Origin of the sequence: Microbispora bryophytorum, from assembly GCF_043197435.1 — a bacterium.
Lineage (GTDB): Bacteria > Actinomycetota > Actinomycetes > Streptosporangiales > Streptosporangiaceae > Microbispora > Microbispora bryophytorum.
In genome coordinates this window covers 333207-348396 of record NZ_JBICTF010000005.1, presented here as the reverse complement: position 1 = coordinate 348396, position 15190 = coordinate 333207, and the positions used below count along the sequence as shown (strand labels likewise).

19 protein-coding genes and 1 riboswitch are annotated in these 15190 nt (G+C 72.4%); of the genes, 11 read left to right on the top strand and 8 right to left on the bottom strand.

The features are described from left to right. Positions 1-15: 15 nt before the first annotated feature. Positions 16-960, top strand: coding sequence for an alpha/beta hydrolase family protein (locus ACGFIB_RS19040; protein ID WP_393373479.1), 945 nt, complete (start codon positions 16-18; stop codon positions 958-960). 96 nt (positions 961-1056) lie between these two features. Here ACGFIB_RS19040 and ACGFIB_RS19035 read toward each other — a convergent pair whose 3' ends face one another. Further along, positions 1057-1482, bottom strand: a complete 426-nt coding sequence (locus ACGFIB_RS19035; RefSeq protein WP_393373476.1) for a tautomerase family protein — start codon at positions 1480-1482, stop codon at positions 1057-1059. 36 nt (positions 1483-1518) lie between these two features. Next, entirely contained in the window at positions 1519-2220 is a 702-nt protein-coding gene (locus tag ACGFIB_RS19030) for an SDR family oxidoreductase (protein ID WP_393373474.1), read from the bottom strand. A gap of 88 nt (positions 2221-2308) precedes the next feature. Between ACGFIB_RS19030 and ACGFIB_RS19025 the strand changes: the two genes are divergently transcribed. Beyond that, positions 2309-2815 (top strand): winged helix-turn-helix transcriptional regulator, encoded by a 507-nt coding sequence (locus ACGFIB_RS19025; RefSeq protein WP_393374123.1) that lies wholly within the window; start codon positions 2309-2311, stop codon positions 2813-2815. Here the strand turns inward: ACGFIB_RS19025 and ACGFIB_RS19020 are convergent. Together ACGFIB_RS19020 and ACGFIB_RS19015 are read right to left on the bottom strand one after the other, a co-directional pair. Then, on the bottom strand, positions 2799-2942 hold the full coding sequence (locus ACGFIB_RS19020; protein ID WP_393373472.1) for a hypothetical protein: 144 nt from the start codon (positions 2940-2942) through the stop codon (positions 2799-2801). The genes ACGFIB_RS19025 and ACGFIB_RS19020 overlap by 17 nt on opposite strands. Before the next feature lie 190 nt (positions 2943-3132). Next, positions 3133-3447, bottom strand: coding sequence for a hypothetical protein (locus ACGFIB_RS19015; RefSeq protein WP_393373469.1), 315 nt, complete (start codon positions 3445-3447; stop codon positions 3133-3135). A 121-nt stretch (positions 3448-3568) separates the two neighbouring features. Here ACGFIB_RS19015 and ACGFIB_RS19010 point away from each other — a divergent pair, with 121 nt between their 5' ends. The 4 genes from ACGFIB_RS19010 to ACGFIB_RS18995 all read left to right on the top strand — a co-directional run bounded on the left by ACGFIB_RS19010 (position 3569) and on the right by ACGFIB_RS18995 (position 7445). After that, complete coding sequence (locus ACGFIB_RS19010) at positions 3569-4006, top strand: MarR family winged helix-turn-helix transcriptional regulator (protein ID WP_393373466.1); 438 nt, start codon at positions 3569-3571, stop codon at positions 4004-4006. Further along, positions 4003-4854, top strand: a complete 852-nt coding sequence (locus ACGFIB_RS19005; RefSeq protein WP_393373464.1) for an alpha/beta fold hydrolase — start codon at positions 4003-4005, stop codon at positions 4852-4854. The genes ACGFIB_RS19010 and ACGFIB_RS19005 overlap by 4 nt, the downstream gene beginning before the upstream one ends. Positions 4855-5037: 183 nt before the next feature. Next, on the top strand, positions 5038-5985 hold the full coding sequence (gene add, locus ACGFIB_RS19000) for an adenosine deaminase (RefSeq protein ID WP_393373461.1): 948 nt from the start codon (positions 5038-5040) through the stop codon (positions 5983-5985). Between the two features lie 107 nt (positions 5986-6092). Next, positions 6093-7445: a serine hydrolase domain-containing protein gene (locus ACGFIB_RS18995; protein ID WP_142571040.1), complete on the top strand. Its 1353-nt coding sequence runs from the start codon at positions 6093-6095 to the stop codon at positions 7443-7445. Positions 7446-7450: 5 nt separating this feature from the next. On the opposite strand, the gene ACGFIB_RS18990 is transcribed toward ACGFIB_RS18995, so the two are convergent. Genes ACGFIB_RS18990 through ACGFIB_RS18975 form a run of 4 tightly spaced genes read right to left on the bottom strand, consistent with a single transcriptional unit; the run spans position 7451 to position 11047 of the window. Next, positions 7451-8647: an ABC transporter permease gene (locus ACGFIB_RS18990; RefSeq protein WP_393373458.1), complete on the bottom strand. Its 1197-nt coding sequence runs from the start codon at positions 8645-8647 to the stop codon at positions 7451-7453. Next, positions 8644-9435 (bottom strand): ABC transporter ATP-binding protein, encoded by a 792-nt coding sequence (locus ACGFIB_RS18985; protein WP_393373455.1) that lies wholly within the window; start codon positions 9433-9435, stop codon positions 8644-8646. Before ACGFIB_RS18985 ends, ACGFIB_RS18990 begins: the two co-directional genes overlap by 4 nt. After that, positions 9432-10496: an efflux RND transporter periplasmic adaptor subunit gene (locus ACGFIB_RS18980; protein ID WP_393373453.1), complete on the bottom strand. Its 1065-nt coding sequence runs from the start codon at positions 10494-10496 to the stop codon at positions 9432-9434. Before ACGFIB_RS18980 ends, ACGFIB_RS18985 begins: the two co-directional genes overlap by 4 nt. After that, complete coding sequence (locus ACGFIB_RS18975) at positions 10493-11047, bottom strand: hypothetical protein (RefSeq protein WP_393373450.1); 555 nt, start codon at positions 11045-11047, stop codon at positions 10493-10495. Before ACGFIB_RS18975 ends, ACGFIB_RS18980 begins: the two co-directional genes overlap by 4 nt. 160 nt (positions 11048-11207) lie before the next feature. Here ACGFIB_RS18975 and ACGFIB_RS18970 point away from each other — a divergent pair, with 160 nt between their 5' ends. The 5 genes from ACGFIB_RS18970 (at position 11208) to ACGFIB_RS18950 (ending at position 15106) form a co-directional block, all read left to right on the top strand. Next, positions 11208-11861, top strand: a complete 654-nt coding sequence (locus ACGFIB_RS18970) for a response regulator transcription factor (protein WP_393373447.1) — start codon at positions 11208-11210, stop codon at positions 11859-11861. Then, positions 11858-13063 carry a sensor histidine kinase gene (locus tag ACGFIB_RS18965; protein WP_393373444.1) on the top strand — a complete coding sequence of 402 codons (1206 nt, stop codon included), beginning with the start codon at positions 11858-11860 and terminating at the stop codon, positions 13061-13063. The genes ACGFIB_RS18970 and ACGFIB_RS18965 overlap by 4 nt, the downstream gene beginning before the upstream one ends. A gap of 182 nt (positions 13064-13245) precedes the next feature. After that, a riboswitch (cyclic di-AMP (ydaO/yuaA leader) is annotated at positions 13246-13379 on the top strand. Between the two features lie 14 nt (positions 13380-13393). Then, entirely contained in the window at positions 13394-14068 is a 675-nt protein-coding gene (locus tag ACGFIB_RS18960) for a CHAP domain-containing protein (protein WP_357242955.1), read from the top strand. 113 nt (positions 14069-14181) lie between these two features. Further along, positions 14182-14529 (top strand): ArsR/SmtB family transcription factor, encoded by a 348-nt coding sequence (locus ACGFIB_RS18955; protein WP_357260461.1) that lies wholly within the window; start codon positions 14182-14184, stop codon positions 14527-14529. A gap of 118 nt (positions 14530-14647) precedes the next feature. Further along, complete coding sequence (locus tag ACGFIB_RS18950) at positions 14648-15106, top strand: DUF5990 family protein (RefSeq protein ID WP_393373442.1); 459 nt, start codon at positions 14648-14650, stop codon at positions 15104-15106. The last annotated feature ends 84 nt before the right edge of the window (positions 15107-15190 follow it).

Below are 15190 nucleotides of genomic sequence, written 5' to 3'. Positions count from 1 at the left end.
GAGGAAAACCCACCCATGAGCCACACAGGCACGGCGACCACGGACATGGCCGTCGGCGCGCCCACCGCGGTCGTCTCGGTGAAGCCGGTGGTGCTGCCGGCCCCCGGCCGCGGCGAGGATCTGCGCGTGCGCGTGTCCGCGCCGGCGACCGGGAGCGAACTGCCGGTCATCGTCTTCTCGCACGGCTTCGGGGAGTCGATGGACGGCTACGGCCCGCTGGCCGACTTCTGGACCGCCCACGGATTCGCGGTGATCCAGCCCACCCATCTCGATTCGAGGACGCTGAACCTTCCTCCCGACGACCCCCGTACGCCGCTGATCTGGCGGTCGCGCGTCGAGGACCTGAAGCACGTCCTCGACGGGCTGGAGCTCGTCGAAGCCGCCGTTCCCGGCCTCGGCGGGCGGCTCGACCGAGGCCGCGTCGCCGTGGCCGGGCACTCCTGGGGCGCCCAGACGGCGAGCATGCTCCTGGGCGCGCGCGTCCTCGATCCCAAGGGCGAGCCGGGAGAGGACCTGTCCGACCCGCGGATCACGGCGGGTGTGCTGCTCGCCGTCCCCGGCACGGGCGGAGCGGACCTGACTCCGTTCGCCGCCGAGCACTTCCCCTTCATGAACCCGGGCTTCGCGGAGATGACCACACCGGCTCTCATCGTCGCGGGAGATCGCGACCAGTCCCTGCTGTCGGTCCGGGGGCCGGACTGGTTCACCGACGCGTACGTCCTGAGCCCGGGCGGCAAGAGCCTGCTCACTGTCTTCGGGGCGGAACACTCGCTCGGCGGGATCTCCGGATACAACGTCACGGAGACGACGGACGAGAACCCTGCGCGGGTCGCCCTGATCCGGCGGCTCACGTGGGCCTACCTCCGCACCGCGCTCGGCCTCGACGATTCCGCCTGGCCGGCGGCGCGTGCCGCGTTGGCGGAGGCCGGCGACCCGCTGGGCCGGACCGAATCCCGATGAATCCCTGACAAGCGCACCGCGCGCCCCCTTAACCGCCTCGTCACCGGCGGGGGCGCGCGGTCGCTCACCGGCCGGGGCGACGCACTGGCGGCGCGGTCAGTAAGGGGACGCCGAGTTGCTCGCGGCCCAGTGCTTCTCGGCGTCGGAGCCCGCCGGAGGCGGCGCGATCCCGTTGATCATCCAGAGGTCTTCGCTGGTCTCGTCGACGTGGAACTCCCAGTGCAGCGCCGCGTGCCCTTCGAGGTGGGGCTGCAGCATGCCCTTGATCCACTGGGCGGTCCGGCGCCGGCTCTCCTGGTCGGGGTTGCTGCGCGCGATGTGGTCGACGGTGATGCGGACACCGGCCGGGGTGGGCTCCCCGCCGACGTAGAAGTCCTCGGGCCGGGTCTGGTGGAACAGCGTGATCACGTAGAACTGCGGCAGCCCGATCTGTTCGTAGTGGTCGGCGATACGGGCTGCGAGCCGGTGCTTCTCCGTGTCGGTGAAGATCCCGGGCGTGTGATGAATGGTCCACAGTGGCATGGCGGTTCGGTACTCCTTGGGTGCGCAGATGCGGTCTCAGCGGGCGGTCGAGAAGGTCAGGTTCTCCACGGGGCCCGACAGCGCCGCCTTGGCGGCGACCGTGACGTCGTCGGCGAGCACCTCCGCGGCCCCGGACTCCAGGCCGTCGACGATCCGCGCGGCCACGTCGGCCGGATCGGCCTTCGGCAGTTCGAGGGCGGAGACCATGTCAGTGTCGATGAACCCCGCGTGCACACCGACGACCTGGGTGTTCTGGCGCGCCAGTTCGATCCGGAGCGAGTTCGTGAGGGACCACGCCGCCGCCTTGGACGCTCCGTAGGCGCCGCTGCCGGCCAGCCAGGACAGCACGGAGTGCATGTCGACGAGCGCGCCTCCGCCGTTCGCGGCCAGGATCGGTGCGAAGGCCCGCGCCATCCGCAGGGGTCCGAAGACGTTGACGTCGAACGTCACGGTGACGTCCTCGAAGTCACCCGTCAGCAGTGGGGCGGGCAGCAGGATCCCGGCGTTGTTGAACACGATCTCGGCGTCGGTGGCGATCTCCGCGAGGGCGGCGACCGACGCCGCCGAGCGGACCTCCAGTTGGGCGGCGACGACGCCTGGACGGTCGTCGACGTACGCCGAGCGCGCGGTCGAGTACACCTTTCGCGCCCCGCGGGCCAGCACCTCGTCGACCAGCGCGGCGCCGAGTCCACGCCGGCCCCCCGTCACCACAACCACCCTGCCCGCCACCGCGACCATGACGTCCCCCTGAGTAACGACTTCGTTAGCGAGATTGCATCACACCCTGCTGACTAACGCAAGCGTTAGCTACAATGCCGGGGTGGCGATGAAGTTCGAGGAACGGCTGAGCGACCGGGACGCGTGGTCCATCGGCGACGGATGCTCGGCCGGGCGGGTGCTGGACCTGCTCAGCACCAAGACGGTGTTCCTGGTGGTCCGCGAATGCTTCTACGGCACAACGCGGTTCGACGACTTCGTGACCCGGGTCGGGGCCTCGGCGCCCGCGGTGTCGCGCGCGCTCAGACAGCTGAAGGCCGCGGGCATCGTCGCGCCCGTCGTCTATCGGGAGCCGGGGAGCCGGGCCCGCGACGAATACCGGCTGACGGAGGCCGGCGAGGACCTGCTGCCGGTGTTCCTGTCGCTGATTCAGTGGGGCGACAGGCACCTGCAGGACGGCCGCCCGCCCCTGTCGTTCGTCGAGGCCGGCACCGGCCGTCCGATACAGGTCCGCGTCAGCGCCGAGCCGGCGCCGGAGACGGCGCCGGAGACGGTGTGCGACGACATCGAGATCCGGGTGCACCCCGCCTGGGACGCGGCTAGCGGCGCACCTTGAACCTCAGGTGCAGCACTCCGTCGCCCTGGACGACCACATGGGGATCCTCCAGCGGATGCGGCCCGTCGTTGCTGCCGAAGTAGCGTTTGCCCGATCCAAACACCACGGGCACCACGTCCATCGCCACCTCGTCCACGAGACCGGCCGCGAGGATCTGGCCGCGAGGATCTGGCCGCCCACGTCGCCGGCGTTCACGACGACGGTTCGCTCCCCGGCGAGCTCATGGGCCTTGTCGATCGCGGCCGCCACGCCATCGACGAAGTGGTACGACCCCTCCGGGTGCCAGCCGTCGGGCCTGGGCCGGTGGGACACCACGATCACGTGGTCGCCCGCGGGCGGCCGGCCCTCCCATCTTGAGTGGCCAGGTGATTGCCGCTCACTCCGGCGTCTTCGGCCAGCGCACCGACCGGGACCGCGCCGTAGGAGGTCTCCAGACGCCCGCCTGTGTGCCGTACCAGGTCGAGACCGCGCCCCGCCTCGGCGAATCGCGATCGCAGCTCCTCCTCCACCACCCGCAGCGTCTCGGTGGCCGATGCGATGTCGCGGCGGTGTCGCGGCACCCCGGTCAGGCAGTAGATGTCGTCGATGAACCGGTCGAACGGCGGCGCGGGCACCCGGCCGACGTATTCCATCGACCCAGTGTGACCGACGAGAAATCGATCTCGCACGTCACCGCGTCGCAGTTAGATGTCACTGTCCGTGCACGCACGCCTACATGTTGCCTTAAGCAAGTTAGCATGTTAAGTTACTCGCATGGAGCAGAACCTCAGCCTCAACCTGCATGTGCTCACCGCCCGGCTGGACCGGGCCGCCGACCGGATCCTGCGGGCGGAGCACGGCATCTCCTACAGCCGGTTCCTGGCGCTGACCCTGGTGGGAGAGCTGGGAGCCTCGACGCAGCGGACCCTCGCCGAATACCTCGGCGTGACCGAGCCGTCGGTGAGCCGCATGACGACCGTCCTGGCAGCCGACGGTCTTCTCGACGTCCAGCCCGACCCCGCCGGGGGGAACCGCCGGCGGCTGAGCCTCACCGACGAGGGAAAGCGGCGGGTGACCTCGATCCGGCAGGAGTTCGAAGATCGGCTGGCCATGGTCGTCGCCCACAGCGGCGTGCCGTACGCCGAGTACGCCGAGCACACCGCGCGGCTGCTGGCGACGTTCGACCGGCTGGAGCGGGAGGCGGGCAAGTGAGCAGGACCATCGACACCCCGCCCTTACGCCGAGGCACGGCCGTCTCCGCCGACGGCACGGCGATCGGCTACCAGACGCTGGGCACGGGCCCCGACCTCATCGTGATCGGCGGAACTCTGCGGACCTCCGACGACTACCTGCCGCCGGCCGCCACGCTGGCCCGCTCGTTCACGGTGCACGTCGTCGACCGGCGCGGACGCGGCGCCAGCGACCCCCAGGGACCCGGCTACTGCCTGGCCAGGGAAGTGGAGGACCTGCGCGCCGTTCAGGCCGCCACCGGGGCGCGCCTGGCCTTCGGCCACAGCTACGGCGGACTGGTCGTCCTGGAGACCGCACGATCCTTCCCGCTGTTCGACCGCATCGCGGTCTACGAGCCCGGAGTGCCCTGCTCCCCCGTCCCCACCGCCTGGATGGCGCCCTTCCGGGAACGGCTGGCCGCCGGCGACCACTACGGCGCGTTCATCCACTTCATCCAAGGCTCCGGCGGCGCGCCGGACTTCATGACCAAGCTGCCGCACTGGTATCTGCGCATGGTCTTCCGCATCGTCTTCCGCGGGCCGGCCTGGCAGCGGATGCGGCCCCTTCTGGGAGCCTGCCTGGCCGAGCACGAGCAGCTCGCCGCCCAGTATGGCCGGCTCGCCGAGTTCGCCGACGTCACCGCCCCGGTGCTGCTCCTCGTCGGCGGCCGCTCCAAGCCCGGGCACCGAGCGGAGTTCGCCATGCTCCGCGACACCCTTCCCGAGGCGACCCTCGACACCATCGACGGACTGAACCATCTGTCGCCCACGGAACCGAAAACGGGCCCGGTCGTGGCCGAGCGGGCCCTGCCGTTCCTCCTGGGACGATGACGTGGACGCTCGTGTCGCCGGACCACGCCCGCGATCTCCGATGAGGTGGCCGTCATGGCGCTCAAGGGCCGGCGGGTTTCGGTGATGAGCGGCGGTTCGGGCATCGGGGAGGCGAGGGCGCCGGCACCTTCGCGCGTCGTAATCCCGTCGTGGCGCGGGCGCCGACTGCCTAGGGTTCTGCCGGTGAGAGATCTCCGCCTGTTGCCCAAGGCTCACCTGCACACCCACCTGGAAAGCACCGTCCGTCCCGCGACGATCCGCGAGCTGGGAGGCGAGCCGCCGGTCCAGGACCGGCCGTTCAGCGATTTCAGGGAGTTCGCCGACCAACGGGCCATGGTGCGCGCGCTACTGCGCGACCATGAGCACTTCCGTCGGATCGCCGAGGAGTTCTGCCAGGACGAGGCCGCCCAGGGCGTTCGTTACGCGGAGGTCACCTTCACCGCCGCCGCGCACGGCGAGCGTCTCGGCGATCCGGACATGCCGCTGGAGGCCGTGCTGGAGGGACTCGCCGCCGGCGAGCGGCGGTACGGCATCCAGACTCGGGTGATCCTGGACCACTCCCGCCGTCGTCCCGTCGAGCGGCTGTGGCGCAGCCTCACGCTGGCCACCCGCCACCCCCGGGTGGTCGCCGTCGGCCTGGCGGGAGACGAGGCCTACCCGGCGGCGCCGTTCGCCGAGGTGTTCCAGGCCGCCCGCGAGGCGGGGCTGCACCTGGTGCACCACGCCGGGGAGACGGCGGGCCCGGCCAGCGTCCGGGAGGCGTTGACGGTGGGGCACGCGGAGCGGATCGGCCATGGCATCCGCGTCCTGGAGGATCCGGACCTGGTGGCCGAACTGCGCGGACGCCGCGTGCCGCTGGAGGTCTGCCCCTCATCGAACGTCCTGCTCGGGCTGGTCCCCTCGCTGGCGGAGCACCCGCTGCCGCGCCTGGTCGAGGCCGGTCTGACGGTCACCCTGAACACCGACGGGGAGACGTCGCCGGCGGCGGAGTATCAGCGCGTCAGGGAGGTCTTCGGATGCAGTGACGCCGAACTGGCGAACCTGGCCCGCGCCTCGGTCGAGGGCAGCTTCGCACCCGCCGAGGTGAAGGCGCGGATCGGCGCCGAGATCAGTCGTTGGCTGAGCGGATGAGAGCCCGCTCCGCCTTCCCGAGACGATGCGCGCCCTGGGCCGACTACCGGGCCGCGTGGACGGCGGGACGCTAGCCTGGTGCGGATCACGGAGAGGGGACGACCGGAATGGTGCTGGAGGGGACGGCCCGCGCGCTGCTGCGCAGGCTGGCGGCCGAGCAGGCGGAGGCACGGGTGCCGTCGATGGTGGCGGCGATCGTGCGGGGCGGCGAGATCGCCTGGTTCGGGGCGCGCGGCCGGGTCGGCGGTGAGCCGCCCACCCGGGACACCCAGTACCGAATCGGGTCCATCACCAAGACCCTCGTGGCGACCGTCGTCATGCGGCTGCGCGACGAGGGCCGGCTCGACCTGCTCGACCCCCTGGACAAGCACGTGCCCGGCACACCGCTGGGTGACGTCACCGTCGCCCAGCTGCTGTCCCACAGCGGCGGATTGACCGCCGAGTCGCCCGGCCAGTGGTGGGAGCGCACCCCGGGTGTGCCGGTGGGCGACCTGATCGCCGCGCTCGGCACCGAGTCCGCCCGGCACCGGCCCGGCCGCCGCTACCACTACTCCAACCTCGGGTTCGCGCTGCTCGGCGAGCTGGTCGCGCGTAAGCGGTCGGCGCCGTGGGAGGAGGTCGTACGCGAGGAGGTCCTGGAGCCGCTCGGCATGCGCGACACCACCCCGCGCCCCCGTGCACCGCACGCCACCGGGTATGCGGTGCACCCTTGGGCCGACGCGCTGCTGCCCGAGCCGGAGAACGACCACGGCGCCATGGCCCCCGCCGGGCAGATGTGGTCCACGGCCGCCGACCTGGCCCGGTGGGCGGCCTTCATCGGCGGCGACACCGGCGAGGTGCTGCGCCCGGCCACGGTCGCCGAGATGCGCGAGCCGGCCGTCGTGGAGGACGGCGACGCCTGGATCCGCGGCTACGGGCTCGGCCTCCAGCTCACCCGGCACATCGGCCCCGGCGGCCCGCGCCGGCTGGCCGGCCACACCGGGTCGATGCCCGGCTTCCTCGCCACCGTGTGGGCCGACCCCGCCGACCGCGTGGCCGTGCTGTGGATGGCCAACACCACCTCGGGCGTGCGCAACATCGACACCGCCCTGCTGGACATCCTTGCCGAGCACGAGCCGCCGCTGCCGGCCGAGTGGTCGCCCTCCCCGGTGGACGAGGACCTGCTGGCGCTGACCGGGCCGTGGTACTGGGGGCCGACGCCGTACGTGCTCCGCGTGCTGCCGCAGCGCGGCCTTTCGCTGACCCCGGTGAGCGGGCAGGGCCGCGCCTCCCGGTTCGCCCCGCGGGCCGAGGGCACCTGGGTGGGGCTCGACGGCTACTACGCCGGGGAGACCCTGCGGGTGGTCCGTTCCCCCGGCGGGGTGACCCACCTCGACCTCAACACGTTCATCTTCACGCGTGAGCCGTACGACCCGGCGGCCCCGGTGCCGGGCGGCGTCGACCCGGCCGGCTGGAGGTAGACCCCTCAGGTGGTGGCCAGCGCGACCGTCGGCGACAGGCGGGCCGCGCGCATCGCCGGGTAGAGACCGGCGAGGGTGCCGATGACGAGCGTCGCGCCGACGGCGCCCGCGAACGCCCAGGCCGGGACCACCGGCGGCCAGTCGCGCGACAGCGCGTAGCCGGCGGTGGCCAGGCCGCCCAGCACCGCCCCCGCGATCCCGCCGAGCGCCGACAGCAGCAGCGACTCGGCGAGGAACTGCAGGCGCACCTGCCCGCGGGTGGCACCCAGCGAGCGGCGCAGGCCGATCTCCTTGCGCCGCTCCAGCACCGAGATCACCATCGTGTTGGCCACGCCGACCCCGCCGACCAGCAGCGCGACCGCGCCGAGCCCGAGCAGCAGGTTGGTGAACGCGCTCGCGGCCGCCGCCCGGGCCGCCAGCGCGTCGGAGGGCCTGCTGACCGTGACCTCCTCCGGGTTCTCCGGGTTGACCGTGCGCGGCAGCACGGCCCGTACGGCCTCCACCGACTCCTCGGCGGACCGCTCGTAGACGGTCGTCGGGTGAGCGTCGAAGGCCAGGTACTTCTCGGCGGCCGGGAACCCGACGAGCGCCGAGCGCTCGATCTCCGGGGCGAGCGGCATCGGGCCGAGGACGCCGACGACGGTGAACCACCGTTCGCCCATCCAGACCTGTACGCCGGTCCTGGAGATGCCGAGCCGCATCGCGGCCTTGGCGCCCAGCACGACGGCGGGCCGCGCCTCGGTTGCGGCGTTCAGCCAGGCGCCCGTGACGACCCGGCCCTCCAGGGTGGTGAGCAGGTCGGCGGTCGCGGCCTGGACGGCGATGCCGCCGGTCACGGCCTTCGGGATGCGGTCGGTGCGCCGGATCGTGGTGTCGACCGTGCCGGTGGCCGAGGCCGTGCGGACCGGCCCGATGCGCCGGACCATGCCGAGCGCCTCGACGGGCAGCTTGGCCTCCTCGCCGAACATCGTCTGCCCGGGCGCGACGGTGAGCAGATTGGTGCCGAGCCGGTCGAGCTGGCGCAGCAGCTGCTCGCGGGAGGAGGACGAGATGCCCAGCACCGCGATCATAGTGGCGATGCCGATGGCGATCCCGAGCGCGGACAGGACCACCCGCGCGGGGCGGGTGCGCAGCCCGGCCGCGCCGGTCCGCAGGACGTCGGACGGCCCGAGCCTGGCGGGGGCCGGTCGCTGACGGGTCATCGTGGTGCTCCCTTCGCCGCTCCCGCTGTTCCGGCGTCCGGCGCCGGTTCGGGGGTGCGCTTCGGATTGGGTCCGGGAGGGCGTCGTCCGGTGCCCGCGCCGGCGTCGGCGACGACGCGGCCGTCGCGTACGCGCACCTGACGGGGGCACCACTCGGCGATCTCGGGGTCGTGGGTGATGACCGCGATCGTGGTGCCGGCGGCGTGCAGGTCACGCAGAACCCCCAGCACCTCGCCGCCCGCCGCCGAGTCCAGGTTGCCGGTCGGCTCGTCGGCCAGCAGCAGCGGCGGGTCGCCCGCCACGGCGCGGGCCACCGCCACCCGCTGCTGCTCGCCGCCGGACAGCTGGCTGGGGCGGTGGCCCAGCCGGTGACCGAGGCCCACCCGCTCCAGCGCGGCGGCGGCGCGTTCCCGCCGCGCCCGCAGCGGCGTGCCGGTGTAGAGCAGGCCGTCGGCGACGTTGTCCAGCGCGCTCACCCCGGGCGCGAGGTGGAACTGCTGGAAGACGAAGCCCAGGTGGCGGGCGCGCAGCGCGGACAGCTCACGGTCGGAAAGCCCGGCCACGTCGTGCCCGGCGATCCGTACGGTCCCCGTGGTGGGCCGGTCCAGGGTCCCGATGAGGTGCAGCAGGGTCGACTTGCCGGAGCCGGACGGCCCGGCGATGGCGACCAGTTCGCCGCGTTCGACCAGCAGGCTCACCCCGCGCAGGGCCCGCACGCCGCCGCCGTACTCCTTGGTCACCTCGCGCAGCTCCACCACGTAGGGCCGCTCGGGCTGCGGGACGCTCATGTGGCGGGCACCCCGACCTTCATGCCCTCGGCGAGCCCGGCGCCGGTGATCTCGACCATGCCGCTGCCGAAGGCGCCGAGGTCGACCGGGACCAGGCGGGTGGAGGCGCCCTCGACCACCTCGACGCCGAAGCCGCCCTCGCGCAGGGCCAGCAGCGCCTCCACGGGGACGGCCAGCACGTTCTCGCGCCGCTCGCTGACCAACTCCACCTCGACCGGGGCCCTGTCGAGGCGGGTCTTCGGGGTCTTGCTCAGGGTGATGTCGACGTCGATGGTGCTGCCCTCGTCCTGGCCCTGACCGGACGAGACGGCCTCGGCCACCGTGCCGACCGAGGTGATCTTCCCGGTGACCCGCTCGCCGCCGGGCAGTTCCACGGTGACCTTCGCGCCCTTCCTGGCCAGCGACTGATCGTCGGTGGACAGGTCCACGTGCACCAGCCGCCGTACGCCCGACACGGTGAGGGCCGGACGTCCGGGGGCGGTCCTGTCGCCCACCTCGACCTTGGCGTCGGTCACCCGGGCGGCGGCCGGCAGGAAGACCACCTGGGAGGCGTCCACCTGCCCGGTCTCGGGGAGCCCGGCGTCGTCCTGCCACTCCTTGACGGCCAGATAGGTGGCGTAGCTGAAGTGGTCGTCCACGGTCAGGTCGTCGCCGTGGCCGAGGACCTTGAGGTTGCGTTCGAGCTGCTCGACGTCCGGGCCGTCGTCGACGCCCTGCCGCAGCGGGCGGTACATCGGCAGCGATCCGTACATGAGGACCACCGGCCTGCGGTCGACCCTGAGCAGCGGGCGGCCGCGCCGGACGAGTGCGCCCTCGGCGGGCGCCCAGGTCACGGTGCCGGCGGCGTCGGTGCTGACCTGCCGCTCGCCGGAGTAGGTCAGCGACCCTTCCACGGTTTTGGTGTCGACCAGGTCCTGACGCGCGATCGACGCGGTGGCGGGGACCGGGGGCGGGGACGACTCGGCCGCGCCCGCGCCGTCGCCGCCCGCCACGGCGACGGCGGTTCCCGCGGCGGCCAGGGCGAGGACACCGGCGCCCGCGATCACCAGGCTCTTCCTCACGGCTTCCTCCCGGGTGCGAGCTCCTCGCAGGCCTTCTGCGCCTCCTCCATCGCCTTCTCCTGGCCCCGCTTGATCTTGACCTGGATGCCCTGGCCGGGGGCCGGGTCGGGCATGTCGATGCCGTGCTCGCGCATGCACTGGGCGAACTTCACCATCCGGTCGCGCGCCTGGGGGTCGTCGCCGCCGAGCTTGTCGCCGACCGCGTCCTTCATGAAGTGCCGGCAGGCCTGCATGGCCTTCTCCATTGAGGCCTGGTCGCCCTTCTTGCCGATGATGCGGACGCGGCCGTCCGGGCCGGGGTCGGGGATGTCCACGCCGTGCTCGCGCATGCACTGGGCGAACTTGAGCTGGGCCTCCTGGCGGTCCACCGGGGCCGACGCCGACGGTCCCGCCGTGGCGCCGCCGCCTGACGTGGCGCCGCCAGCGCTGGCGATCCCGTCGTCCGCGGGCGCCGCGCCGCAGCCGGCCAGTGCCAGTGCGAGCCCCACGGTGAGCCCCAGTGCCGGGCCCAGGGCCCGTACTGGTCGTAAGCGCATGGGTCGTAAGCGCATGGGTCGTTCCTCCTCTGTCGCTCCTTCTCGTCCGGGGCGTCCGCCCGGGACGGGGCCCAACTTCAGCGGAGGCGGTGCTAAACGCGGATAAGCGAGCCCGGCTTATCCGCGGCTAACACCGCCTGCGCCACTCTCGGAGCCGAGTGGGAGGTTGGTGGGGATGCGGGTGCTCGTGGTCGAGGACGAGGAACAGCTGGCCGAGGCCCTGGCACGGGGGCTGCGGCTGCACGCGATCGCGGTGGACGTGGCCTACGACGGTCAGGAGGCGCTTGAGCTGGCCGCCTACGTCGACTACGACGTGGTCGTGCTCGACCGCGACCTGCCCGAGGTGCACGGCGACGAGGTGTGCCGGGAGCTGGTCACGGCCCGCGGGGCGAGCCGCATCCTCATGCTGACGGCGGCCGGGCGGGTGCGTGACCGGGTCGGGGGCCTGTCCCTGGGCGCCGACGACTACCTGGTCAAGCCGTTCGCGTTCGCCGAGCTGGTGGCTCGGATCCGGGCGCTGGCCCGGCGCTCGCCCCGGGCGGTGCGGCCTGTGCTGGAGCGGGCCGGGATCCGGCTCGACCCCGCCCGCCGTACGGTGCTGCGCGACGGGCGGCAGGTGGCGCTGGGCCGCAAGGAGTTCGACGTGCTGCACGAGCTCATGCGCGCCGGCGGAGGGCTGGTGACCTCGGCCCTGCTGCGCGCGAACGTGTGGGACGAGCACGCCGACGCCGGCACGGGCGTGCTGCGCGTCACGATCACCTCGCTGCGCCGCAAGCTGGGCGAGCCCGCGGTGATCGAGAACGTGCCGGGCCGGGGGTATCGGCTGTGACCCGCGTCCTGTCCTCGTGGCGCAGGCTCGGCCTGCGCATGCGGCTCACCCTGCTGTACGGCGGGCTGTTCTTCCTGGCGGGGTCGGTGCTGCTGTGGTTCACCCAGCTGCTGACCGCGCGGGCGCTCAACCAGCGGTTCGTGGTGGCGGTGGCGTCGAAGGTGACCGGTGCCCCCAGTGTCAACGGCGGTGCCGTGCTGGGGGGCAAGTTGCCCGACAGCGACGTGCTCGCGCAGCGGGTGCGCACCAACGTCGAGCAGGGGGCGGCCGACGCGCTGAGCGACGTGCTCAGGTCGTCGATGATCGTCATGATCCTGGTGGGGGCCGTCGCGGTGGTGCTGGGCTACCTGGTGGCCGACCGCGCGCTGCGCCCGCTGGACCGGGTGACCGAGACCGCGCAGCGGCTGTCGGAGAGCACGCTGCACGAGCGGATCGGGCTGCGCGGGCCGCAGGACGAGATCAAGCGGCTCGCCGACACCTTCGACGCGATGCTCGACCGGCTGCACCGCGTGTTCGACGCGCAGCGCCGGTTCATCGCCAACGCCTCCCACGAGCTGCGCACCCCGCTGGCGGTCAACCGTACGGTCCTGGAGGTGTCGCTGGAGGAACCGGCGGCGTCGGAGGACCTCAAGGCGCTGGCCCGCGCGCTGCTCGGCACCAACGCGAGGTACGAGCGGCTGATCGAGGGCCTGCTCATGCTGGCGCAGTCGGAGCAGGAGCCGACGGCCCGCAAGCCGGTCGACCTGCGGCAGGTCGTCCGTACGGCGATGGAGCAGATCGACCTGCAGCCGCGCCGCAGGAAGGTGGTCGTCCACGAGGACCTGAGCCCGGCGGTCGCGCACGGCGACCCGCTGTTCCTCGAACGCTGCCTGGTCAACCTGCTGGAAAACGCGATCAAGTACAACGTGCGGGACGGGGAGGTCTGGGTCCGGTTGCGGGAGGAGGAGGCCGGGGTGAGCGTGACGGTGGAGAACACCGGGCCCCTGGTCCCGCCGTACGAGGTGGACGACCTGTTCGAGCCGTTCCGCCGGCTCGGCGGCGACCGCGTCCGCTCCGCCCGGGGGTCGGGGCTGGGCCTGTCCATCGTCCGGGCCATCGCCGTGGCGCACGGCGGCGAGGTGGAGGCGCTCGCCCGGCCGGAGGGCGGCCTGGCGGTGACCGTACGACTGCCCGGTCAGCCCGGATCCTCCTGCCGCCGGTGATCACCGGCGGGCCCTTTACCCCCAAGTGCGAGGTCTGCTGCCTACTGCCCGGTAAAATCTGGGTTGTTCTAACTTGACCGGTTTGACCTGGTCTATTACGTTTTAGGCAACTCGGGGGCACTTGCTCATCTCAATGGTCAAGAAGCCCTCCTCAGACCGACGCGACCGGCCGATCCCGGCCGGTCGCCCGGCCGCCGAGTCCGCGTCCGCGCGGAGCCGGGGACCCACCTCTCCTGGGGTGAATCGGCATACGTGCCGTAGGGCGACTTCCAGCCCGAACCCGTCAGCTAACCCGGTAGGCGGCATGGAAGCAAGGGAGTACGCCCCACCATGCACGTCGTCAACACCTGTCTTCGCGCTGCCCTCGCGGGCGGGGTCCTCGCCTCGGCCGTGCTGATCGCCTCACCGGCCGCGCACGCGGACAACCCGGCCACCGGCAAGGGCCCGGCGGTCGCGAAGTCCACGTCCGAGATCGCCTCCACGCTGCCCAGGATCAGCGCGGCCGACGTGCTGACCCTGGCCAGGAGCCAGATCGGGATCAGTGAGAACGCCAAGGGCGGCGGGACCAAGTTCCAGGAGTGGTACATGTCCACGCCCCGCGCCCGCGAGACCCTCGCCCGCGACGGCGGCACACTGAAGGGCTACCTCAACGCGGCCTGGTGCGACATGTTCGTCTCGTGGGTGGGACAGCAGCTCGGCATCGCTCCGGTCATGGGCTCCGACGCCTACACCGTGGAGCACGCACGCTGGTTCGCCGAACACGGCCGCTGGGGCCACACCCCCAAGCCGGGCGCGGTGGTGTTCTTCAACTGGAACGGCAGCAAGGACATCGACGACATCGAGCACGTGGGGTTCGTCGTCAAGGACAACGACGACGGCACTATCCAGACGATCGAGGGCAACACCGGCGACGGCGGCGCCGTCGAGGCCCGTACCCGTCCTACCTGGCAGGTGGCCGGATACGGCTACCCGGTGTATCCCGGGGACACCTCCGCCTCCTCCTGACAGGCGACGCCCGAAGCGCGCCGGTGATCCCGGCGCGCTTCGGGCGTCCCCGCCGAGGGCGCCGGGCCTTGATCACATTGACCTGTGCGGTCGTGAGCTGCGAGCCTGGCGGCATGCACGCGTTCGACGTCCTCGGCGATCCGGTGCGCCGCCGGATCCTGGAACTGCTCGCCGAGGGCGAGCGCTCCGCCGGGGAGATCGGCTCCATCGTGCAGGAGGAGTTCGGGATCTCCCAGCCCGGGGTGTCACAGCACCTGCGCGTGCTGAGGGAGAGCGGCTTCGCGACGGTCCGGGCCGAGGGCACCCGGCGCCTGTACACCGTCGACCTCGCGCCGCTGCGCGAAGTCGACACCTGGCTCGACCACTTCCGCCGCTTCTGGAACCAGCGCCTGGACGCCCTGGGCACCGAACTCGCCCGCGGGAAGCGGGAGCGCCGCCTGCAGGACGACGCCCGTCCGTGATCGCGCGCCACCTGACCCGTGCCGGGCACTCGCCGCTCGCATTCGGCGTCCTCCTCCCCCTGGCTCGGCACCGGAGTGTTCCCCGCCTGCCGCACGGAGCCTGGGGAATGATGCTGGTGTGCTGATCCGTATCGAGGCATCCAACCTGCCAGGGCGGGAATGCGGGCAGACACCCGATTTCCCCGGCTACCGCAACATCCATGTCGGCGTGCAGCGGCGCGGCCGCCGTGACGAACTGCTCGACCTGCATGCGGGAGACGCTTCCTCGGCGGTTTGGAAGCTGAAGGTGACCGCGGCCCGCAGGGAGACCGGATGGGATCTCCGGGGCCCATGTGTGCAGGGCAGGCCGGGCGCCCGGTTTGTGTACCTGTCGTGGGGCACTGTCGATGACGCCGGGGTGTTCGCGATGTTCCGGCGGGCGAAGCTGTCGTTCGACGGCATCCCCGGGGCCGTGATGGACGCCGCAGTGGGCAACGACCTGCTGGTGGCCCGGCTGGGGCTGACCGATTCTCGCGGTCAGCCGCTGTGCGCGGCGGTGCGCCCGCCGCTGGTGGAATGGTCCGCCCCCACCGTCTGACGGCGTGCCGTGCCCCGACAGGCAGTGAGGTCTCCGGTGGAGGACCTTTGGACCAAGAAGAACCTGAACACCGGAGACCTCGAC